Source organism: Streptantibioticus parmotrematis (assembly GCF_019890615.1).
Taxonomy (GTDB): domain Bacteria; phylum Actinomycetota; class Actinomycetes; order Streptomycetales; family Streptomycetaceae; genus Streptantibioticus_D; species Streptantibioticus_D parmotrematis.
Map to the genome: position 1 here is coordinate 1 of NZ_JAINVZ010000038.1, position 19,443 is coordinate 19,443.

Sequence of the window (19,443 nt, forward strand, 5' to 3'; positions counted from 1 at the left end):
CCCGACTCGCCGGAGCTGCCCCCGCTGTCGGCTCCCTGATCCTCGCCGTGAGCGGAACCACCGTCGTGGCCTGCGCACTCCACCAGAACCAGTTCCCGAGCACGAACTCCGGCGCGCAGCGGCAGGGCCCACCGCTTACGACGGCGCTACCGCGCTCGCCCTCCGCCACGCCGACCACGAGCAACCACGGCGCCGCAGATGCGGGCAGCGACACACGTCCCGCGCCCGCCTCCAGTTCCAGCGCGACCGTCCGGGCGCAGCACGAGCAGACGGTCCTCGGTGACAGGCCCGCCGGCGACCAGGCCATCCAGGAAGTCCTCGAAGCTAGCAGTCGCCGGAACCTCCCGGTCGCCACCGAGCACCAGTTGACGGCCTTGGGCCGGGAAGTGCTGCTCGCCGAGGTCACCGGGGCAGGCCGGAGCACCTGGCCGGGCTACTTCGGCTCCACCGGCACCCCCTGGGTCTACACCCGCGTCAGAGTCCAGGCCGCGATCGCCCGGGCGACCAGCCCGGGCCACGCGGATGTCCATCTCGTGTGGACCGGCACCTACCCCACCGGCCTCGAACACGACGACCAGCCCGCCACTATCCACCTCCAGCAGCAAAACGGCGCCTGGCAGCCCGTTCAGTGACACTCGGCCACGGCTCGCCGGAAACGGCGCCCCCGCTATTCAGGGCCGGGTGCGGGCGGGCCAGCGGGGTGGTCATGAGGGATCGGGTGCGGTGACGCGTAGCTGTTCAGTGGTGGTACGGATCGTCTCCCGGCGGATCCGACGCGCTGGAGCGTGGAGTGGGCCACGGCCCCGCAACCCCGACGGCCAAGATCACGGTGAGGATCCGGTACCCGGCGTGGTCGAGCTGCGCCTGGTCCGGAATGCGGCCGGTGTGCTTGGTGTGGATGGCCGTCACCAGGGCGTAGACGAAGATCGAGGCGACCGCGGTCACCAGCGCGGTGGCCAGCCACATGCCCACGATGGTCTTCGCCGAGAACAGCAGCCGCCCGACAGGCAGGCCAAGAGCGGCCTGCTCCCGCCGGGCCCAGGCCAGTATCTATGTGCCCAGACTGCCCCGGGGCGAGCCTGTGCCGCATTCGGGCCGTCCTCGCTTCTGCATACGCTTAGACAGCCCTGCTCACTTGTGAGGTGCGCGAGAGAAAGCGGGGCTAGTGTGGCTGGCTGTGACGAGCTATGTATGGCATCAGGCGTGGCCCGCTCCGGGGCATCTCCCCGTCCGTCAGGTGTATGCGTGGGTACTCGACGAGAACGCCCAGGTCCTGCTGATCGAGATGCCGGGAGGGTGGAACCTACCTGGTGGCACTCCTGAGCCATGGGACGAAGGCTGGGAGGCGACCTTGAGCCGGGAGGTCGCAGAGGAGGCAAGCATCACTGTGCGGGAGGTCATCCCGCTCGGCTATCAGGCCGTGCGCACCGATGATGGGGAGTCTTTCGCTCAACTGCGGGTCGTTGCCCGGGTGCAGGAGTGGCTTCCGGCTGGGGCTGATCCGGATACGGGGCTGGTGTATCCGCGGGTGTGGGTGCCGCTGGAGCGGGCGGCTGGTCTGCTCGGGTGGGGGGAGCCGGGCCGGGCGCAGGCGGTGGCTGCCGCCCGGGTCGCTCACGACGTCTACGGGTTCGCCGCGGCGGCGCCGCTCGCCCAGGGCGCCAGGTGTGCGAGTACGCCGGTGATGCAGCGGGTGTAGTCCCGGGCTGCGACCAGTGCGGCGCCTGCCGCTCGCAGCCGCTCGACCGTGTCCGGCGGTGCGGTCAGCGCGCGGTGGATGGCGTCTGCGAGTGCCGCCGGGTTGGCAGGGGGCGCGGTGTAGCCGGTGATCTGGTCGGTGACGGTCTCGGCCAGTCCTCCGGCGGTGGTGGCGACCACCGGTGCGGCTCCGGCCGCGTGTGCCTCCAGCGGGATGCGGCCGAGAGGTTCGGTGCGGGACGGCACGATCACGGCCCGCAGCCTGGGGTGATAGAGCAGGCCGGGCAAGGTCGGGTCGTACCGAGTCCACAGGGACACCGGCAGCGGCAGGGCGGCGGCGCGCTCGCGCAAATGGTGCTGGTAGGTGTTCGGTTCGCCGTTGTCGGTGACGGCGGCGAGCAGCAGGGGCGGCACCGCTACCTGGCGGGTGGCCAGGAGAGCGAGCGCGTCGAGCAGGTCGGTGAACCCCTTGTACGGGGTGGCGCGGCCCATGGAGAGCAGGAACCCGGCCTCGCCGGCGACGTCGGAGGGTAGGGCGGGGGCGGCGCTCAGCGGGGTTCGGTCGAGCTCGGTCAGGCCGCCGGGTACGGCGAGGATGCGGGTGGCGGGCGCGCCTTTGCTGATCAGCAGGGTGCGCATGTGGTCGCTGATCGCGCCCAACTGGGCGCCGGTGCGGACCCATCCGGTGATGCCGTCGCGTTCCCAGGCGGCTCGGTGGTGGTCGTCGTGGTGGTCGGCGCTCGACCGCGGCAGGTACATCAGCCGCCATCCGGGGCGCGGGGTCAGCAGGGGGCCGAGTCCGGCGAAGGGCTGGTCGATGGCGAGCAGCAGGCCGCGGCGGTGACTGGTCATCACTTCGTCCAGGACGCGCGCGGCGTGGTGGGTCAGGTGCCGGAAGGCATCCAGCCCGCCGAACCGCTCTCGTCCTTGCGTGCCGTTGTCGAGGTCGATGACCTGGTGCGGCGCCGGTGCGATCCGCTCGCGTAGGCGGTGGTGGCCTGCCGCGTCGTATTCGGGGCTGGAGGGGTCCAGCCGCACGGGGAGCAGGATCAGGCGCACGTCGGGTGCGAGCGCGTCGGCCACTGCGGTGATGAGGGCGCGGTTGCTGCGTCCGGCGCCGGTTCCGGTGCTGTACCAGCCGTCGTGCAGCGCGATGGCCACGACCGGCCCGTTCCCGTTCACCGGGTGCCGGCCGCTTCGATCGCGCGGGCGAGCTGCTCGGGGTCTCGGTCGGCGTCGATCCGCAGCCGGGGCACGGCTGTCACGAGTGCGGCAAGGTCCTGGTGGGCGTGCGTGAGTGCGGCGGGCGGGTCGCGGTAGAAGTCGCGGAGTCGGTGCAGGACCCCGACGTTCCACCAGGGGTGAGCGGGCTCGAGTCGCGCGCGGCGGCGGGCGAGGCTGACAGTTGGGGGGACGTCCAGCACGATCCAGCACCGCGGCGGGAGCAGGGTCCCGGCGGCGAGGTGCCGGTACGCCCAGGCGGCCCGCTCCGCCAGGCCGCCGGTGCTGGCCGCGTAGGCGAGTGCGGTCAGCCAGTTGCGATCCACCCATACCGGCCCCGTGCACCCGCGGACCTGGGCCGCCTTGCGCAGCCAGTTCGTCAGGTGCGCCGCCTCGTCGCGGTGGTGCGGGTGGTCAGCGGGGGCCAGCAGGGCGCCGCCCGTAGTCGTGTACTCGCCGAGGACGGTGTGTCCGGCCCTCTCCAGCGCGCGTAAGGCGGTCGTCTTGCCGGCGCCCGGCAGTCCCTCGACGGTGAGGTCAAAACAGTGCATCTTGTGTCGTCTCCGGGTGGTTGACGGCGGCCACCGGGGCGGTGACCGGTGCGCCGGGCGGGGCGGGGGCCAGGGCCCAGCCCGTCAACTGCCGTGTGTCCAGCAGCAGCAGGCCCGCGCTGGTGTGCAGATACAGATCCGTCCCGATGCGGCATGCGATGCGTCCGCTGATCACGCATCCGGCCGCGAGCGCGGTCACCTCGATGTCCGGGCGCACTCCGCCGTCCGGCAGTCCGTAGGTGGGGGTGTGGTCGACCGGCTGCGCCTGGCGCCGCTCCTGCGCCTCGGGCCAGGCGAGTGCGTGAGCGCTCTCGGCTGTGGCTGTCAGCTCGTCGGCCCGCTGGCCGGGGGTGCCTGGGTCGCGTCGGGCGGTGCGTTTGCGGCTGGTGGTGATGCGGTCGGGCAGGCCGAGGGCCGCGTGTAGTAGGTGCTCGGTGCGCCGGGCGGACGCCAGTGTGCCGGCGGACACCACCAGGGAGGACAAGGCGCCCTGTTCCAGCAGCCGGACCGCGCCGCGCTCCTCGGCGGTGATGCCCACCTTGATGCCGGCTGTGCCGTGGTGGGCAAGGTAGACGAGGAAGGGGCGCGGGTCGTCCATGGCGGTATCGGCCGCAATGGAGCGGGAGCGGTCTACCGCAGTGCAGGAAGGGCACTGCGGCGTGCGGGCCGCCGGGGCGAGCTCGACGGCGGTGGGGCAGGGCAGGCGCCGCCCGGCCCGCCACACCCCGACACAGCGGCGGTCTGCCGAGGCGCGCATCGACACCTCAGCGTCGATCGTCAGCGGGCTCGTCCGCGCCGGGCGGCCGTCGGGGGCCGACCACTCCAACTCCGGTCCCGTGGCGCTCCAGGTAAGCGCGGTAGCCCGCCACGCGGGCGGCCGTGTGCCGTCCATGTCCACTCATCTCCCACCGCTCGTACAGGGTGCGCAGGACGTCCCAGCCAGCCAGTAGGGCGATATCGGCCAGGGCCTCGCCGGGATTGTCGGGCATGTGCAGGTGATTGCGCAGCGGCCCGGCCCTGAGCTGGTCACGCACCGCCCGCTTGAGCTTCGTGCCGGTGGTGACCGCGGTCGTGTCCCCAGCCAGCACCACCACCTGAACCGGGCCGCTGGTCAGGTACGCGGTGCGGCGGTCGACGAACGCGGCACCGTAGGCGTCCGGATACAGCCGGTCGCACACGGCGGGCGTCAACACGGCGTCGCTGACGTGGACCTCGCGCAGGACGTACCTCAGCCGGGCGCGGATCGCCTGGCGGGGCGCGCCGGGCTTGAGCAGAGCGATGGTGAGCCGCTGCGGCACGGTCGGCAGGTCGCGGGCCGGAGCCCGCATCGCCTGAGCCCAGGTGCGGTGACAGCCGCACCGGCGCTCACCGTGCCCGGGGTGCACCGGCACCGGCGGCGCCATCGCCGCGGCGGCGTCGCCGGCGCACAGCGCGCACGCCCCGCCCGGGCCGGGTGCGGGCCGGACGCGCCCGGCCGTTCGCATGGCTACCCACCAGGCGTCCCACGGGTGCGCCACCGTTGGCAGCGGGACGGGTCGGGCGGACAACACCGCGTCCAGGGACAGGCCGAGGACTGCCGCAAGGCGGCCCCGGCCCATCCCCGGCCCCAAGACGGGAGCGGGGGCGCTCATCGCCAGGATTTGACTATTCCTCCGCTGCGCCCGGCGAATGCCGATGGCCCTCCTCTAATCGCCAGGGGAGGACCATCGTCTCGCGCGCTACCAGAGTTCGAACGCCATCAAGCTCCGTCGAAATCCACCTCGCCTGACTGAGCCAACGCGACGAATGACGACCACCCGACCGGACTGAACTGTAGGGCCGGGCCGCTAGGGTCCTTGGAGTCGCGGACGCCGACCACCCCACGGGTGGTGCGCAGGTCCGCGACCTCGACGCAACTGTTGCCTGAGCCTCCGCTGTACGACGACTTGTACCAGGCGCCCTCGGGCGCCAGCTCCGGGGCTGGGATGTGAGTGTTGATGGCTCTACAACTCTCGTGCTAGTCGTTGCATGAACTCGGGGGTCTCCTCGGACGGGAGTGCCGAGGCGATCATCTGGTTGAACCTACGGGTGAACCGTGCCACCTCCTTGGGCTTGTCCGAAGTCGACACTGCCCCCCAAGCGTTGTCCACCTGGACCATCGGGGGAAGCCCGTCACCCAGATCGAGGATGGCCAAGTCGCTGCTCGCCCGATACCCCCGACCGCTGATGGGCAGCACCTGGATTTTGACATGGTCGAGTTCCGACAGCCTCGTGATCTCCTCGTACTGCTCGCGCATGACGTCGGGGCCCCCGATGGCGTACCGGAGCCCCGCCTCGCCGAGGATCGCCCACAACTTGACCGGATCGGGATCACGCGCCAGGACGCGCTGCTTGCGCTCCATGCGCAGTGCCACGTTGACACGGTTGAACTCGCTGGTCGTCTCTTCGATGGGCTTCTCGATCTCGAAGATCGCCTGAGCGTATGCCTCGGTCTGGAGTAGCCCATGCACCACCTGCGGGTGGTAGATCCTGATCTCCTGAGCCTCGGCCTCGATGCCCACGAATCCCTGCATCGTGGGGAGCATCTGGCCCCGGTAGCGCGTCACCCAGTCCTGGCTGGTCGCGTCACGGTTCATCTCGACGAAGGAGTCAATGGTCTCCTCGTCGTCCACCCCGTACTTGGCCAGCAGCTTTCGTAGGTCGCCGACTTTGCGGAAGTTGAGGCCCCCGGTCTCGATCCGTTGGAGTGCGGCTTCGGAGAGCTTCGTTCCCTGCACCGCCACCTTGCGGGTCATCGGCTTGCCGTTGACCAAGATGTTCTCGCGGATGCCTCTCAACTGGAGACCCAGTTCGAGACGCCTGCCTGTCGCCCCCCGCTTCGCTGCCACCTGTGCGCCCTCCTTGTGCCCGTGTGCCGACCTCAAGGTGCCCTGTGCGCAGTGTTGCACCTTGTGTTCGGGGCTGGCAGCCCCTTGTGCAGGTTCATGCATAGTCCAATGTCGTCTCCGCTGAATTTTCAATGCAGATGCGGTTGCAGATGAACCTACCTACACGAGACGGTAGTTGAGCCAGCACGAACGCGGGCGGCGAAGTCGTGATTCCCCACTACAGGCTGTAGGGGTTCAGGCTGCGTTGTCCCTCTGAGCTGCGGAGGAGTGGGGCATGGCTGTCACTGCGCTGGGCCCGGAGATCCTTGAGGAGCTACGAGCCGGGTGCTCTTCGGACGCCGTGCCCGCCGTCCTTGACGACCTTCATCTGACCATTGAACGTGAGGGCCCGGTAATCGGTACGGAACTGCCGGACGCCGCCGCTGTCTGGGTCGGGCGTCTTCGCCGGATCGGCCGGGCCAAGCTGAACGCCTGGGGTCTGACAGCATTGGTTGATGACGCGCAGCTACTGATCAGCGAACTTGTCACGAACGGTCTCCGGCACAGCACCGAGCAGCAGATCACCTTTCGTCTGGTGGTCGGCACGGACGTGCTGGTGATGGAGGTGGATGACGGTTCGCCTGCTCTACCGCGACTCCGCCAGGCCGACTCCGATGCGCTCGACGGCCGCGGCCTCCTCCTCGTGGATGCGGTTGCAGCGTCCTGGGGCGTCAGCTCGGACGGTACGAGGACCTGGTGCACCCTCAAGTTCCCTGACACGGCACGGAGAAGTCGATGAGGTACAGGGTGCTTGGGCGCAACGTGGACTCACCTCGTCTCAGTCAGGAGGGGCTTTGCCGGACCGACCCTCTGGTGAAGGCACGAACTCTCGCCGCGTTGCGAGGGCACTTCCTCTTGGAGTCGCCGGAAGTCCCCGTGGTTGACGCCGTCTTCGATGACCTGGAACTCGTCCTCGGCGAGGATGCCGAGCTGACAGGTGCAGACGTAGCGCGCCTCACGCCACGTCTGCACCTGGTGTACCGACGCATCCTGCTCGCCGCCAGCCAGCCGAGCAGCGGCGTCCGCCCCGAGACGGCCGCGGCGTCCCGGAATCTCTTAGTCGAGAGATTCCCGAACGAGTTCGTCCCGGCCCGCGCCCACCTTCGACGTCTAGCCATGGCCGTTTCGGATCTGCTCGACGAGCTGCTGGAGGACATGCCGTGAACCTTCTAGCGACTGCGGCCGGGCAGCACGACCGCACCCGTACGTCTCTGTCGGTCGAGATATTGCCCGCTCGCGAAGCCTACGACTACGAATTCGTAGCCGCGCGGCTGCACGACCAGGGCCTTCTGGCCGGTAGCGTCGCCGTGCGCATCTTCCGGGCTCCGCTCCTCGCAGTACCGGTAGGCGGGTGTCGACGGGGCAGACGGACGGACATAGGACCGGTGACGGCAGCCTTGGCCGTTCGCTCAGCCCTCCTCGGCCGACCGGGCTTCCCCCTGCTCCGGGTCAGCTTGTCCAGGGACGCACGCGGGGAGAGTTGGCTTGTCGAATGGGGCGAACAGGCGCTGGGTCACCGCGCTGGCACCCCGGAGCGGCTTCGATTCTTCGGGTACTCCGATTGCGGGCGCTGCCGACTGTCCTCACCGGTCGCCCTGCGGCCCTGCGCGAACACTGTCGGCCTCGGCGTCCGTGGGCATCAGCGTGAGACGGACACAACCCGCCACCTCTAGACGGCCGCCCTGGTGAACCGGTGCTTCGAGCAGATCATCGGCGCGGCGCAAGACCCGGACTGGGAAAAGCGGCCCCTCGCAACTCACGTCAGGGGCATGGCACCTCGGATCGGTGGCCGGGATCCACCTCTGTGGAGTTGCGTTCTCCGTACGCTCCGCGCGTAGGTGCCCGGCAGTAACACCACCCGCATTTCACATCGACACCACGGGAGTTCGAATGAGTCCCCAGATCACCCACAGCAGGCAGGCACAGCCCACGGGCCTCGGCGCGTCGGACGGCTTTGACCTGGACGTCACCCTGGTCGAGGTCGGCGACACCGCCGGGCTGGTCAGCCTGACCGACGACGGCTGCGGCGAGACCTGCGGCGCCTGCACGACCAACGTCGCCTGATCAAGGCACACGGAATCCAGGCCGGTGCCTTCGCGCAGCGCGAAGGCACCGGCCGCCCGCCTGGACCCCCGAAGGTTGCGATGGCTTCGAGCACCGCGTTCCGCGCCGGGAAGACTGCTCTCCTCCGTGCGGTCGCCCAGCCGGAACTTCACGTTCCCCCCTGCCCAGACCTGGACGCCACCTCTGCGCAGGACACGGCAGCCCGCCTCGCGTGGCTGCGCGAGGTCTCGGCCGTGGAAGACCTCGCCGAGGCCCTGGAGCACGCCAGCCCGGTCCTGGCCGCCCAGGTTCGGGCACTGTGCTCCGCCGAAACTCCGTCCGACCGCGATGTGCGGCGAGCCGCTGCCTCGGTGGCTCGCTATGTGTCGCGCGCCGCGCAACGGGCAACCCCCTTCGGACTGTTCGCCGGCGTGGCCCCAGCCATGATCGGCACTCGGGCCGAGGCGAACTGGGGCTCCGACCACACGGTGGTCGCGCGGACCAGCGCGGAGTGGCTGACGGCGGTCGTGGAGCGGCTGGAGTCCTGCCCCGAACTGGTGGAACGGCTTGCTGTGACCCTCAACAACGCCGCCCAGGTGCGCGGCGGACAACTCGTGGTGCCGTACCAGTCCGACGGCCAGGGCGAGCGGCAGCGGGCAGTCGAGGCGTCCATGGCCCTGACCGATCCGGTACGCATGGTCTTGGACACCGTCCGGGAACCCATCTCTGTGGGCACCCTCGCCGACAAGCTGGTGGCGGACTTCCCCACAGCGGGCCAGCGGAGGGCGCAGCAACTCGTACGAGGGCTGATCCACAACCACGTGCTGATCACCAGCCTCCACGCGCCGAGCACGGAGACCGAGGTTCTGAGCTACCTGCTCGGACAACTCGACGCCGTGAACGCAGACACGATCGCGCCCGTGGCCGACCTGATCCGTGATCTGCGCTCGGTGCAAGCCGAACTGCACGGGTGCGGCACCCGGCGCGACCGAACCGCGGCTGCCGACAGGATGCGCGCACTCGTTCCGGACCTCCGCCGCCATCCCCTCGCCCTCGACCTGTGCTTGGACGCCACGGTCGAGTTGCCGGATCTGGTCGCCCGCGAGATCGAGCGCGCCGCCAGCGTCCTGACCCGGGTCAGCCCCCTGCCCTACGGGACCGCCGCGTGGAAGGCATACCAGCGGCGGTTCTACGAGAAGTACGGCATCGGCACGCTGGTGCCCCTCAACGAGGTCGTCGCCGACAGCGGCACCGGCTTCCCCGACGGATATCCCGGCACCCGGGCCGCCGATCGTCGCTCGCGCCTGTCCGTTCGCGACGACACCTTGGTGCGACTGGCGCAGGCCGCCGTTCTCGACGGCCGCGACGAGGTGATCCTCACCGACGAGGTGATCGCCGCCATGGACCTGGGGCCGGAATCTCCGAGGGTGCCTCCTCACCTGGAACTGACCGTGCAGGTGCACGCCGCGAGCACTGAGGAGCTGCAACGGGGCCGCTTCCGTCTCGAATTGGTGAGCGTGTCGCGCGGCGTCGGCGTCACCACCGGCCGCTTCCTCAGTGTGCTGGCTCCCGAGGATCACGAGCGGCTGACCGCAGAGCTGTCTGACCTGCCGACCGCCGACGCCGGCACCGTCGCTGCCCAGTTGTCCTTCCCTCCACTGCGTCCCACCAGCGCCCACGTCACCCGTGTCCCGCAGGTCCTGCCCACCGTGATCAGCGTCCAGGAGCACCGAGGTACCGACAGCGACGTGCTCACGCCGCACGACCTGGCGGTGGGCTGCGACGGACGCCGCATGTACCTGGCGGCACCGAAGCGCGGCCTGCGGATCGAGGCCGTAGGGATGCACGCGCTGAACCTCAAGGAGCACACGCCGCCCTTGGTCCGGTTCCTCACTGAGCTGCCCCGCGCCCAGTGCGCGCAGGTCACCATGTTCGACTGGGGCGCCGCGGAGGCGATGCCGTTCCTACCCCGGCTGCGCTACGGCCGCACGGTGCTCGCCCCGGCCCGATGGTGGCTGGAGGCCGCCGAGCTGCCCGGCCGTGACTGCCCGCAGGACGAGTGGGACGCCGCTCTCCAGGGGTGGGGCACCCGGCGGAGGTTGCCGGGGCGGGTCCACCTGGCCGAAGGCGATCGACGCCTCCTCCTCGACCTCGCCCTCGCCGCGCACCGAACCCTGCTGCGCCAGCACCTCACCCGGGCCCCGTCGGCGGTGCTTGTGGAAGTCCCTGATCTCGACGCCTACGGCTGGAGCGATGGGCGCGCACACGAGGTCGTTGCACCTCTCAGGGCGGTCCGGCCCCCGGCTTGGCCCGTGCTACCGGCCCCCACCCCCGCCCGGACCTTCTCCCCGGCGCAGATCCAGACGCCGGGCGTCTCCTCGCTGCTGCTCGCCACGCTCTACGGCGACCTGCGCCGACAAGACGTCCTCCTCGCTCGCTACGTCCCTGACCTGTTGGACCGGCTCAGTGATCCGCCCTGGTGGTTCATCCGATTCCGCGACCCGGACCACCACCTCCGGCTGCGCATCGCGCTGCCGGAATCCGACGCCTTCGCCGAGACCGCACATGCTGTTGGCACCTGGGCCAACGAGCTACGCGCAGCCGGCCTGTTGTCGGACGTACGCTTCCCGACGTCTTACCGCGAGATGGGCCGATGGGGCTCCGGCTCAGCGTGGGACGCAGCCGAGGACGTCTTCCGCGCCGACTCGCGATCCATCGTGGCCCAGCTCGGCCTGCGGCAGCAACCGTCCAGGCGCGCGCTGGTGGCCGCCCACACCATCGCTATCGCCACAGCGTTCCTCGGTAGCACCGAGGCCGCGATGCGCTGGCTGGCCGCCAACATCCCCTCCTCGATGCACGCTCGCGTGCCGCGCCCGGAGTTCACCGAAGTCGTACGGCTGGCCGACCCGACCAACGACTGGGCGGCGCTGCGCGACGTAGCAGGCGGGCAGGCCATCGTGGAGGCGTGGAGAGAACGGGACGCGGCACTATCCGCTTACCGCCCCCACCTCTTCGGCCCGGACACCCAAGGAGTCCACCCGGACGACGTCCTCTCCTCGCTGCTGCATGTCCACTTCGTGCGGCACGTCGCGGTCGACTTCCCGGAGGAAGAAGTCTGCCTCTACCTCACCCGCGCCGCCGCCCTGGCCTGGCTGTCTCGGAGGGCACGGTGACCAGTCCCCTCGCGCTGGAGGTCGCGGACGCCGTCGCCGACCTCTTGGCCGATCCCAACACCGCCCCGGTGAGCCCGCGCACCACAACCACCGACCGGCAGCAACTCGCCTACGGCCCGCTGGGAATCGCACTGCTGCACATCGAGCGAGCCGCAGCCGACCGCGGCCCGTGGCAGCGCGCCCAAGCCTGGCTCGCAGCCGCCACCCGGGAACCCTTCACGAGCGGACCCGACAGCCATCCCTTCTACGGTGCCCCGGCGCTCGCCCATGCCGTGGCGTGCGCCGCCGACCACCAACCTGCTTCGTACCAGCGCGCCCTCCGAGACCTGGACGCGCAGATCGACCGCGACGTACGCCGTCGTCTGGATGCAGCGCACCGCCGGATCGACGCCGGCGAACTGCCGGAGCTGGCCGAGTTCGACGTAATCCGTGGTCTCAGCGGCTACGGCGCCCACCTACTCCACCGCGACCCGCTGAGCCCGACTCTGAGCAGGGTCCTGCACTACTGCGTCCGTCTCGCCGAGCCGGTCGGGCACGACGGCGAACGACTGCCCGGCTGGTGGGCAGCTTCCGGGCCCTCCGGCCGCCCGGACGAACGCTTCCCCGGAGGACACGCGAACAGCGGCATGGCCCACGGCATCGGAGGAGTCCTCGCCCTGCTGGCCCTCGCTGCCCGGCAGGGCAACACCGTCGGCGGCCACTACGAGGCGATCCGAACGATCTTGGCGTGGCTCGACCGGTGGCGAGAGAACGGCCCCGGCCCGGCTTGGCCGTACTGGGTCACGCGTGACGAACTCCGCGACGGTCGTCTCGCCCCTGTCGCCCCGCGCCGCCCCTCGTGGTGCTACGGAACCGTCGGCCTCGCCCGTGCCCAGCAGCTCGCGGCCCTCGCCCTGGGCGACTCCCCCCGCCAGGCCGAGGCCGAGAACGACCTCGTCGCCGCCATCACAAACTCCGCGCAGCTCAAAGCCACGGTTGATGACGGCCTGTGCCACGGCATCTCCGGGCTTGCCCACGTCGCGGCCCGGACGGCCGCCGACGCACTTCCCTCAACCGCCTCGCAGATCCGGACGGTCATACCGGCTCTCCTGAGCGTGTTGTGCCCGCCGGGCGCCTACCCCGCCGCGGTGGCCGCGGCCCTGCTGAAGGACGAGGGAGCGGGGCCCGGCTTCCTCGACGGGGCCGCAGGGACAGCCTTTGCCCTGCTCGCACCTGCCTCCGCCGCCTCGCCCGTATCCGCCTGGGACTCCTGCCTGCTCCTCGCCTGACGTCTCCGATCGAAGGACCCCCATGGACCACGACCGCTGGCACCAGCACAACATCGTCTTCATCGAGCGCGAGAACGGCAAGCGCGCCATCGCCGAACGCCTCGGTCCCGCGCTGCTCGCGGCGGAGCGCGCCGGACAGCTCGGAGGCTGGTGGTTCATGAACAAGCAGCCGTGGCCACTGCGCTACCGGGCCGTCGAGCCGTCACCGCTGGTTGAGTCGGCCTTGAGCGGACTCGTTGAGGACGGCACGGTGCAATCCTGGCTGCCCGGCATCTACGAGCCGGAATCCGCCGCCTTCGGTGGAGCCCTCTCGATGGACGCCGCCCACGACCTGTTCCACGAGGACAGCAGGCACCTGCTCACCTACCAGCCCGGTCCGGGACGCGTCGGGCGCAGGGAGACCGCTGTCCTGCTGTTCAGCGCCCTGATGCGTGCCGCCAATCTGGACTGGTTCGAGCAGGGAGACGTCTGGGCGAAGGCCGCCGCGCTGCGCACAGCCCCCGTCCCTCTCACACCGGAGCGGACCGCCGCCCTCATACCGGCGATGCGCACGCTGATGACCGTCGACGCCCACAGCCTGTCCGTCGCGGGCGGCCCCCTCGACGGCCACGCCGAGTGGGTGGCGGCGTTCGAGCGGGCCGGTACGACGCTGGCCTACCTCGCCAGCGGTCCCGGCCTCTCGCGTGGCCTACGAGCCGTCATCGCCCACCACGTGATCTTCCACGCCAACCGGGCTGGTCTCCTTCCAGACGACCAGAGCGCCCTGTTCAACATCGCACGAGAGGCAGTCATGGGATCGAGTGACAACACCGCGTCGTCCGCCGGGAGCACGCCCGAAAGCACTAGCGTCAGGGCGGTGAACACCGACACGATCACCACCTCCCAGGCCGACGCCGCGCGGCTCCGCAACGACCTGGTCGACAAGATCCGTGAGTCCGGATACGCCCGCACTCCCGAGGTCGAGAACGCTCTGCGCACGGTGCCGCGCCACCTGTTCGTGCCGGACTCAACTCTCGAAGACGCCTACGCCAACACCCCGGTGAACGTGAAGTACGACACCGACGGCACGTCGATCTCCTGCGCCTCACAACCCGGAGTCGTCGCCCTCATGCTGGACCAACTGGAGGCTCAGCCCGGCGAGCGCATCCTCGAACTCGGCGCTGGCACCGGCTACAACGCCGCCCTCCTCGCGCAACTCGTCGGCGAGAGCGGCCACGTCACGACCATCGACGTCGACGACGACCTCGTGGAGGGGGCCCGCGAGCACCTGGCCGCAGCCGGGGTCACCAACGTGGAGGCCCTGACCCGCGACGGGGCGGTCGGTCATGCGGAGGGAGCGCCGTACGACCGGATCATCGCAACCGTCGGCGCGCACGGGGTCCCGCACGCCTGGATGCAGCAACTCTCCGACGGGGGACGGCTCGTCGTGCCCCAGCGTCTCAAGGGCAGCGTGTCTCGATCCATCGCCTACGAGAAGCGCGACGGCCGCTGGACCAGCGTCAGCAGCAAGATGAACACGTTCATGCCGCTGCGGCGGGGCATCGCCGACGACGACCGCCGCGTCATCACGCTCAGCAGCGACGGCACCGTACGCCTCCAGGCCCCCGCCGGGCAGACCATCGACGCCGAGGCCCTGGCCGGTGTGCTGGAACAGCCGCGCACCGAGGAGTGGACCGGGATGATGGTCCGGGCTATGGAGTCCCCGGAGTGGATGGAGCTGTTCGTCTCCTGCTCCGTGCCCAGCGGGCTGATCCGGATGCTGTTTCCGCAGGACGCCAAGGGGACGGTCCTCACGGACGATCCCTACCCGTCATCCACCGCAGCCGTGGACAAGGGCGCCCTCACCTACCTCGCCCGGCGCCTGTCGGAGCAGAAGACCCCGGAGGGCGGCAAGCTCTGGGAGTTCGGGGTCATCGGCCACGGACCCGGCAGCGAGGACCTGATCGCACGGGTCGCCGACGCGATTCGCACGTGGGACCGCGAGTTCCGGGACCGTGAGGCCACGTTCGAGATCCAGGACCTGGGCGCTCCGGCACTGGAGCCGAGCCCCGGTCTCTTCGCTCTGGACACCCCGCTGAACCGCATCGTCATCGACTGGCGGTGATGGCCGCCTCAACCTGATGGTGGCGGTGCCCGCGTCCGATCGGCGGGCACCGCCACCCTCTCGCCCACCGCATCCCGCACCCGTCGCCCCGGGGGGCACATGGACCCGCACGGCCCGATAGCAAGGCGCTTCCCGCTCGTGGCCCGGTTCCGGCCTGCCTGCCCACCGCTGCCCGCCCGTATCCGGGCGCTGACGGAACTCGCCGACAGGGCCGTTGAGGAAGATGGACAGGGGCTGGCCTCCACCGTCTTCAACCAGGCCGCGCTTCTCGCGTCCGATCTCGGTCTTCCCGAGCTGGCCCGCTCGATGTGCCACCGGCACGCCGACGCGTACCTTCGGGCCTGCCCGCTCACCGCGATGAGCGCCATCCGAGGACTGGAACCGCTGGTCAACCTGGCCCGATTGCAGATCCGCGCCGGCCAGACCGATGACGGGCGTCACCGGCTTCTTGACCTGTACGAAGCTGTGGGCGCCGGGAACACCGCCGTCTTCGAGGGCATCACCGTGCCCCCCGCACTGACCACGACTGTCGAGGAACGGCGCGAAGTCCACGCATGGCTCTGGCGCGTGGTACTCGCCGACGGCACACGCACCCTCACCACCACAGGCCGCTGGCGCGAGGCTCTGGCCCACATCGAGCAGCACCGAGGCGTGGGTACCAGGATGCTTGACGGGCGACAAGTCGCCGTAGTGGCGGCCCTCACGGGGGGCGACCGGGAACGCGCGGCGGCGCTGCTCGCCGAGACAGCCCCAGGTGAACCGTGGGAGCAGGCTGTCACCGCGTGCTTGGTGGTCCTCTCCCGCCGCGACGTCCCGCAGCGAGAGGACGGCAGTGCGGCCGAGCTGGTGAACATCTTCCTCGGCCGTGAGGCGGAGCCGGGCTTGACCGTCTTCGACACCAGGCTTGGCCTCACGGTCCTTGACGCGGTCGGGCTGGAGCACCCCGGAGCCCGCTCGGTCGCCGAGGACTTGATGCGGCGGGCCACCGCGTCACTCAACGGCTACGCCGCCCGCGACCTGATCTCGCACGCGCTGTTCGCCGCACTTGCCACCGACGGCGAAGCCCGTGCCTGCCGCGACCTGATCCGGGCCTGCGGGCTGGGAGCGGAACTTCTTCCCGATGAGTTGTCGAGTGAACTCTCGACGGCACTGGACCGCAGTGAGGCAGTGATCACCCAATCGTCAGCGGCTGCGGCGTGAGCACGGCGACCTGACGGTCCCCGACCCGGGACCTTGGCGGCCACGGAATCCGGACTGTCTGTGAGCACGGCTACGCTCGAACGCTTGAGTGCGTCTACCGAAGGGCTGACTCTGGGGGCCGTCAGCGCGATCGTCGAGAAGAAGATCCTTACCAACAAGATCCGCATCTACCGGCCTGGCGAGCCGGTCTTCAATCCGGACACGGGGCAGTACGAGCCCGGTCCTCCCATCACGATCTACGAGGGGCCGGGGGCGATCTTTCCCATCGGTGGGCCGTCCGTCGTGCTGCACCTCGCCGGACAGGCGTACGCGCACGACGCTTCTTCCGGTACCGACTGCTTGTCAGCGCCGGTCGCCTCCCGCGAAGACACCGTCACCGTCGTCCAGGCGGACGACGAGTCAGCCGTCGGCCGGACGTGGCGAGTGATCGACATCGGGGAGACCTCCACCCTCAGCATCGTCCGCACCACGTGGGTGGACCAGAACACGCAGACGACGGGGGCCGGGGTATGACACCGCCTGTGTCAATCTCACATCGCTTGAGCGGACGGTTGTGGGGTTGTGAGACGTTGAAGTCCGCCGTGTCGGTCGGGCTGGTAGGGCTCGTGGTTGAGCCAGCAGCGGTGGATCACGCGGATCCAGGCGCGGGCCAGGACGCGGACGGCGTGCGGGTGGTCCATGCCCCGGCCCCGGGCCCGTTGGTAGGTGTCCGCCGCCCACGCGCTCTCGTGGCGGCTGTTGTCGGCGAACGTGGTCATCGCCTGGCGGAGGCGTTTGTTGCAGGCCCACCGGCAGGACACCCCGCGCATGCGTCCGGACGCCTTGGTGACCGGGGCGACGCCGGCGAACGCGGCGACGGCGTCCGCGCTGTCGTAGGCGGTGCGGGAGTCTCCCCACTCGGCCAGGATCTAGTGTCCTGAGTCTTAGAAAGTCCATAGAAGTATGCTGGGTTCATGGCGCGGATGGGTCGGCCGACGGTCGAAGTGGTCCTGACGGATGACGAGCGGGAGACGTTGCTTCGCTGGTCACGGCGTGCAACGTCTGCCCAGGCCCTGGCGCTGCGCTGCCGGATCGTCTTGGCGTGCGCCGACGGGTTGTCGAACACGCAGGTGGGCAAGGATCTTGGGCTCCATCCGACGACGGCGGCGACCTGGCGCAAGCGTTTCGCTGCCCACCGGCTGGAGGGTTTGGCGGACGAGAAGCGGCCGGGGCCGGCCCGCACGGTGACCGACGACCAGGTCGAGGACGTGATCGTGCGGACGCTGGAGACCACGCCGAAGGGTGCCACCCACTGGTCCACGCGGGAGATGGCGAAGCAGAGCGGGCTGAGTCAGTCGACCGTCTCGCGGATCTGGCGCACCTTCGGCCTCAAGCCGCACCAGGGGGACACCTTCAAGCTCAGCAAGGACCCGCAGTTCGTCGAGAAGGTCCGCGACGTGGTGGGCCTCGGCACGTCCACAAGACCCGCAGCCACCAGCAGGACGGCTTCAAGGCCTACCTCGCCTTCGAACCCGAGACCGGGCTGTTCACCGCCGTCGCCCTGCGGCCCGGCACCGGCGCCGAGCACCACGAAGCCGCCGTCGCCCTGGACTTACTGGGCGAGGAGGACGGCCCCCTGGACGTGCTGGGCGACACCGCCTACTCCAGCAGTCGGGCCCGCCAGGCCCTGGAAGAAGCCGGTCACCGGCTCTTCGTGAAGCCGCCACCCCTGCGGCCCGCCGTCCCCAGCGGCTTCGCCCTGGACGACTTCGCCATCGACACCACCGCCGACACGGTGACCTGCCCCCAAGGCCACACCGTCGAACTCGCCCCACCACGCGGACAGCACCAGCAGCGCAAGGCGACCTTCGGGAGCCTGTGCACCGGATGCCCGCTGCACGAACGCTGCACCACAGCCAAGGCCGGGCGCATCCTGACCATCCGCCCGCACTACGACCAGCAGGCCACCGCGCGCCGCCAGGCCGCCACCGACCCCGCCTGGCAGGCCGAATACCGCCGATGGCGACCGCCGGTCGAGCGGGCCGTCGCCTGGATCGTCCAGCACGGCAACCGCCGCCTGCACTACCGCGGCACCCTCAAGAACGACACCTGACACTAGGCGGCGTTGACCTGCCCGGCCCGAGGCAGCGAGATGAAGATCCGTCCGTCGGGATGTTGACCGAGGTGGGCGGCGATAGACCGGTCGAGGTCCTTCTTCACCGTGCCGAGTGTCCGCACCACCGTGACCAGCGCGACGACAGCATCACGACCGGTCTCGGCTTCGCCGGTGACGCCGGCCGTGGCCGAACGCAGGCGTTTGACCAGCTCGTCCGCGCTGCGGCGGCCGGAGTATCCGTGTTTAACGCAGAACGCGGCCATGCGCTTTTGGCCGAGTGCGGCGGCGGAGGCCAGGGTCGGGTAGTGGGTGAGGAAGTCCAACGCGATCGGCGACTCCACTTCTGCGAACAGGGTCTTGGCTACCGGGCCAGAAGGCGTCCAGCAGCGAGGTGAGCATGCTGGTGGCCATCGCCCGCAACCGCACCACGTCGTCGCGGGTGCGGGCCGCGCTGAGCTTGTGGTGCCGCCGCCGCAGGTACTCGGCGATCATTATCGCGTCGCCCGGGTCGGACTTCGCGCCGGACAGGACCTCGGCGTCCCGCCATGCCTCGATGGCGTTGGACTTCACCGCACCACCGGATGGCCAGCCTCCAGCAACTGGTCGACCAGCCGTCCGTCGGGCCGTTCGATCGCCACGGGTATGTCCTCGGCCTGGCCGAGCTTCGCGAGCCTGCGGATCACGTCGGCGAACCCGATGGCGGTGTGGGTGATGGCGAACTCGGTCTTCACGCGGCCGGCTTCGATCAGGACGCAGACCGCGTGCTCGGCCGAGCCCAAGTCGATGCCGACGTAGTACGCGCTCTCGGGCAGTGCCACAGCTCTCCTCGTGCCTATCGGTGGCAGGCCGGTGGAGGCCGCCGGGTCGAACCTCTCTTGTCGAGCCCCCCGTAAGCCCCCGCGCCATCGAGTGAGCCAACGGGCGGGTAGAAGCCTCAGCCGCAGCCACCGCCCACCCTGATCCGACCCTGCCAGCCACCGAGGCAAAGCCGTCGCCGGTGATCCCGCCGCGACCGCAGCAGCCGTCCGCTGTCCTGCGCCCGCCCTCGCCTCCGCCGGTGGCGCCGGTGGATGGTTCCCGACAGCGTTGGCTCCGTGGGCTGTTCGGCCGCCCGCGCCGCCCCTGGCGCCAGGTCGCCGACGTCGATGGAGGCAGCGGAGGACGAGCGGGGGATGCGGCGACCG

General features: G+C 70.2%; 22 protein-coding genes and 2 pseudogenes. 14 read left to right on the top strand and 10 right to left on the bottom strand.

The features are described 5' to 3' along the window. Positions 1 to 632: hypothetical protein (locus K7472_RS30810; RefSeq protein ID WP_222982335.1), on the top strand; the 632-nt coding region annotated here is incomplete at its 5' end. Between the two features lie 106 nt (positions 633 to 738). Here K7472_RS30810 and K7472_RS30815 read toward each other — a convergent pair. Continuing rightward, complete coding sequence (locus K7472_RS30815) at positions 739 to 966, bottom strand: hypothetical protein (protein WP_222982336.1); 228 nt, start codon at positions 964 to 966, stop codon at positions 739 to 741. Between the two features lie 271 nt (positions 967 to 1,237). On the opposite strand from K7472_RS30815, the gene K7472_RS33800 reads away from it, so the two are divergent. Further along, on the top strand, positions 1,238 to 1,699 hold the full coding sequence (locus tag K7472_RS33800; protein WP_372458143.1) for an NUDIX hydrolase: 462 nt from the start codon (positions 1,238 to 1,240) through the stop codon (positions 1,697 to 1,699). Here K7472_RS33800 and K7472_RS33585 read toward each other — a convergent pair. From K7472_RS33585 to K7472_RS30845, 6 genes are all read right to left on the bottom strand, one after another. After that, positions 1,624 to 2,859, bottom strand: a complete 1,236-nt coding sequence (locus K7472_RS33585; RefSeq protein ID WP_222982340.1) for a glycosyltransferase — start codon at positions 2,857 to 2,859, stop codon at positions 1,624 to 1,626. The two genes, K7472_RS33800 and K7472_RS33585, sit on opposite strands and share 76 nt — an antisense overlap. Positions 2,860 to 2,876: 17 nt before the next feature. After that, positions 2,877 to 3,470: a dTMP kinase gene (locus K7472_RS30830; protein WP_222982341.1), complete on the bottom strand. Its 594-nt coding sequence runs from the start codon at positions 3,468 to 3,470 to the stop codon at positions 2,877 to 2,879. Continuing rightward, positions 3,457 to 4,068, bottom strand: coding sequence for a DUF2797 domain-containing protein (locus K7472_RS30835; protein WP_372458140.1), 612 nt, complete (start codon positions 4,066 to 4,068; stop codon positions 3,457 to 3,459). Before K7472_RS30835 ends, K7472_RS30830 begins: the two co-directional genes overlap by 14 nt. A gap of 166 nt (positions 4,069 to 4,234) precedes the next feature. Then, positions 4,235 to 4,954 (bottom strand): nucleoside-diphosphate kinase, encoded by a 720-nt coding sequence (locus K7472_RS33080; RefSeq protein WP_252396519.1) that lies wholly within the window; start codon positions 4,952 to 4,954, stop codon positions 4,235 to 4,237. A 254-nt stretch (positions 4,955 to 5,208) separates the two neighbouring features. After that, positions 5,209 to 5,448: a DUF397 domain-containing protein gene (locus K7472_RS30840; RefSeq protein WP_222982396.1), complete on the bottom strand. Its 240-nt coding sequence runs from the start codon at positions 5,446 to 5,448 to the stop codon at positions 5,209 to 5,211. A 4-nt stretch (positions 5,449 to 5,452) separates the two neighbouring features. Further along, positions 5,453 to 6,337: a helix-turn-helix domain-containing protein gene (locus K7472_RS30845; RefSeq protein WP_308014163.1), complete on the bottom strand. Its 885-nt coding sequence runs from the start codon at positions 6,335 to 6,337 to the stop codon at positions 5,453 to 5,455. Between the two features lie 274 nt (positions 6,338 to 6,611). On the opposite strand from K7472_RS30845, the gene K7472_RS30850 reads away from it, so the two are divergent. The 9 genes from K7472_RS30850 (at position 6,612) to K7472_RS30890 (ending at position 16,677) form a co-directional block, all read left to right on the top strand. Beyond that, positions 6,612 to 7,115 (top strand): ATP-binding protein, encoded by a 504-nt coding sequence (locus tag K7472_RS30850; protein WP_252396520.1) that lies wholly within the window; start codon positions 6,612 to 6,614, stop codon positions 7,113 to 7,115. Beyond that, the gene (locus K7472_RS30855) at positions 7,112 to 7,540 is read left to right on the top strand and encodes a DUF6415 family natural product biosynthesis protein (RefSeq protein ID WP_222982352.1); all 429 of its coding nucleotides are present in this window, start codon (positions 7,112 to 7,114) and stop codon (positions 7,538 to 7,540) included. The genes K7472_RS30850 and K7472_RS30855 overlap by 4 nt, the downstream gene beginning before the upstream one ends. Beyond that, positions 7,537 to 8,049, top strand: coding sequence for a DUF6302 family protein (locus K7472_RS30860; RefSeq protein ID WP_222982353.1), 513 nt, complete (start codon positions 7,537 to 7,539; stop codon positions 8,047 to 8,049). Before K7472_RS30855 ends, K7472_RS30860 begins: the two co-directional genes overlap by 4 nt. A 217-nt stretch (positions 8,050 to 8,266) precedes the next feature. Further along, positions 8,267 to 8,440 (top strand): FxLD family lanthipeptide, encoded by a 174-nt coding sequence (locus K7472_RS30865; protein ID WP_222982355.1) that lies wholly within the window; start codon positions 8,267 to 8,269, stop codon positions 8,438 to 8,440. A gap of 80 nt (positions 8,441 to 8,520) precedes the next feature. Continuing rightward, positions 8,521 to 11,592, top strand: coding sequence for a lantibiotic dehydratase (locus tag K7472_RS30870; protein WP_222982357.1), 3,072 nt, complete (start codon positions 8,521 to 8,523; stop codon positions 11,590 to 11,592). Further along, positions 11,589 to 12,860, top strand: coding sequence for a lanthionine synthetase C family protein (locus tag K7472_RS30875; protein ID WP_222982359.1), 1,272 nt, complete (start codon positions 11,589 to 11,591; stop codon positions 12,858 to 12,860). The genes K7472_RS30870 and K7472_RS30875 overlap by 4 nt, the downstream gene beginning before the upstream one ends. A gap of 22 nt (positions 12,861 to 12,882) precedes the next feature. Then, positions 12,883 to 14,964, top strand: a complete 2,082-nt coding sequence (gene fxlM / locus K7472_RS30880) for a methyltransferase, FxLD system (protein WP_222982361.1) — start codon at positions 12,883 to 12,885, stop codon at positions 14,962 to 14,964. A 99-nt stretch (positions 14,965 to 15,063) separates the two neighbouring features. Next, positions 15,064 to 16,164, top strand: coding sequence for a hypothetical protein (locus K7472_RS30885; RefSeq protein WP_222982363.1), 1,101 nt, complete (start codon positions 15,064 to 15,066; stop codon positions 16,162 to 16,164). An 84-nt stretch (positions 16,165 to 16,248) separates the two neighbouring features. Then, the gene (locus K7472_RS30890; RefSeq protein ID WP_222982365.1) at positions 16,249 to 16,677 is read left to right on the top strand and encodes a DUF6093 family protein; all 429 of its coding nucleotides are present in this window, start codon (positions 16,249 to 16,251) and stop codon (positions 16,675 to 16,677) included. 17 nt (positions 16,678 to 16,694) lie between these two features. On the opposite strand, the gene K7472_RS30895 is transcribed toward K7472_RS30890, so the two are convergent. Beyond that, positions 16,695 to 17,072 carry a transposase gene (locus tag K7472_RS30895; RefSeq protein ID WP_222982398.1) on the bottom strand — a complete coding sequence of 126 codons (378 nt, stop codon included), beginning with the start codon at positions 17,070 to 17,072 and terminating at the stop codon, positions 16,695 to 16,697. Between the two features lie 45 nt (positions 17,073 to 17,117). Here K7472_RS30895 and K7472_RS30900 point away from each other — a divergent pair. The 3 genes and pseudogenes from K7472_RS30900 to K7472_RS33595 all read left to right on the top strand — a co-directional run. Beyond that, positions 17,118 to 17,612 (top strand): annotated as a pseudogene (locus K7472_RS30900) (IS630 family transposase); the annotation flags it as partial. Continuing rightward, positions 17,516 to 17,788 (top strand): annotated as a pseudogene (locus tag K7472_RS33590) (hypothetical protein); the annotation flags it as partial. The pseudogenes K7472_RS30900 and K7472_RS33590, both read left to right, overlap by 97 nt. Before the next feature lie 69 nt (positions 17,789 to 17,857). Next, complete coding sequence (locus tag K7472_RS33595) at positions 17,858 to 18,256, top strand: transposase (RefSeq protein ID WP_222982401.1); 399 nt, start codon at positions 17,858 to 17,860, stop codon at positions 18,254 to 18,256. 2 nt (positions 18,257 to 18,258) lie between these two features. Here the strand turns inward: K7472_RS33595 and K7472_RS30910 are convergent, their stop codons facing one another. Then, entirely contained in the window at positions 18,259 to 18,600 is a 342-nt protein-coding gene (locus K7472_RS30910; RefSeq protein ID WP_222982367.1) for a hypothetical protein, read from the bottom strand. A gap of 225 nt (positions 18,601 to 18,825) precedes the next feature. Further along, complete coding sequence (locus K7472_RS30915) at positions 18,826 to 19,077, bottom strand: IS110 family transposase (RefSeq protein ID WP_222982369.1); 252 nt, start codon at positions 19,075 to 19,077, stop codon at positions 18,826 to 18,828. Positions 19,078 to 19,443: the final 366 nt, after the last annotated feature.

Excerpts from the sequence above, each read along its gene's own strand:
- fxlM (WP_222982361.1), top strand. The coding sequence starts at position 12,883 with ATGGACCACGACCGCTGGCACCAGCACAACATCGTCTTCATCGAGCGC.
- K7472_RS30885 (WP_222982363.1), top strand. The coding sequence starts at position 15,064 with ATGGACCCGCACGGCCCGATAGCAAGGCGCTTCCCGCTCGTGGCCCGG.
- K7472_RS30855 (WP_222982352.1), top strand. The coding sequence starts at position 7,112 with ATGAGGTACAGGGTGCTTGGGCGCAACGTGGACTCACCTCGTCTCAGT.
- K7472_RS30830 (WP_222982341.1), bottom strand. The coding sequence starts at position 3,470 with ATGCACTGTTTTGACCTCACCGTCGAGGGACTGCCGGGCGCCGGCAAG.
- K7472_RS30850 (WP_252396520.1), top strand. The coding sequence starts at position 6,612 with ATGGCTGTCACTGCGCTGGGCCCGGAGATCCTTGAGGAGCTACGAGCC.
- K7472_RS30835 (WP_372458140.1), bottom strand. The coding sequence starts at position 4,068 with ATGGACGACCCGCGCCCCTTCCTCGTCTACCTTGCCCACCACGGCACA.
- K7472_RS30865 (WP_222982355.1), top strand. The coding sequence starts at position 8,267 with ATGAGTCCCCAGATCACCCACAGCAGGCAGGCACAGCCCACGGGCCTC.
- K7472_RS33080 (WP_252396519.1), bottom strand. The coding sequence starts at position 4,954 with ATGCGAACGGCCGGGCGCGTCCGGCCCGCACCCGGCCCGGGCGGGGCG.
- K7472_RS30815 (WP_222982336.1), bottom strand. The coding sequence starts at position 966 with ATGTGGCTGGCCACCGCGCTGGTGACCGCGGTCGCCTCGATCTTCGTC.
- K7472_RS30870 (WP_222982357.1), top strand. The coding sequence starts at position 8,521 with ATGGCTTCGAGCACCGCGTTCCGCGCCGGGAAGACTGCTCTCCTCCGT.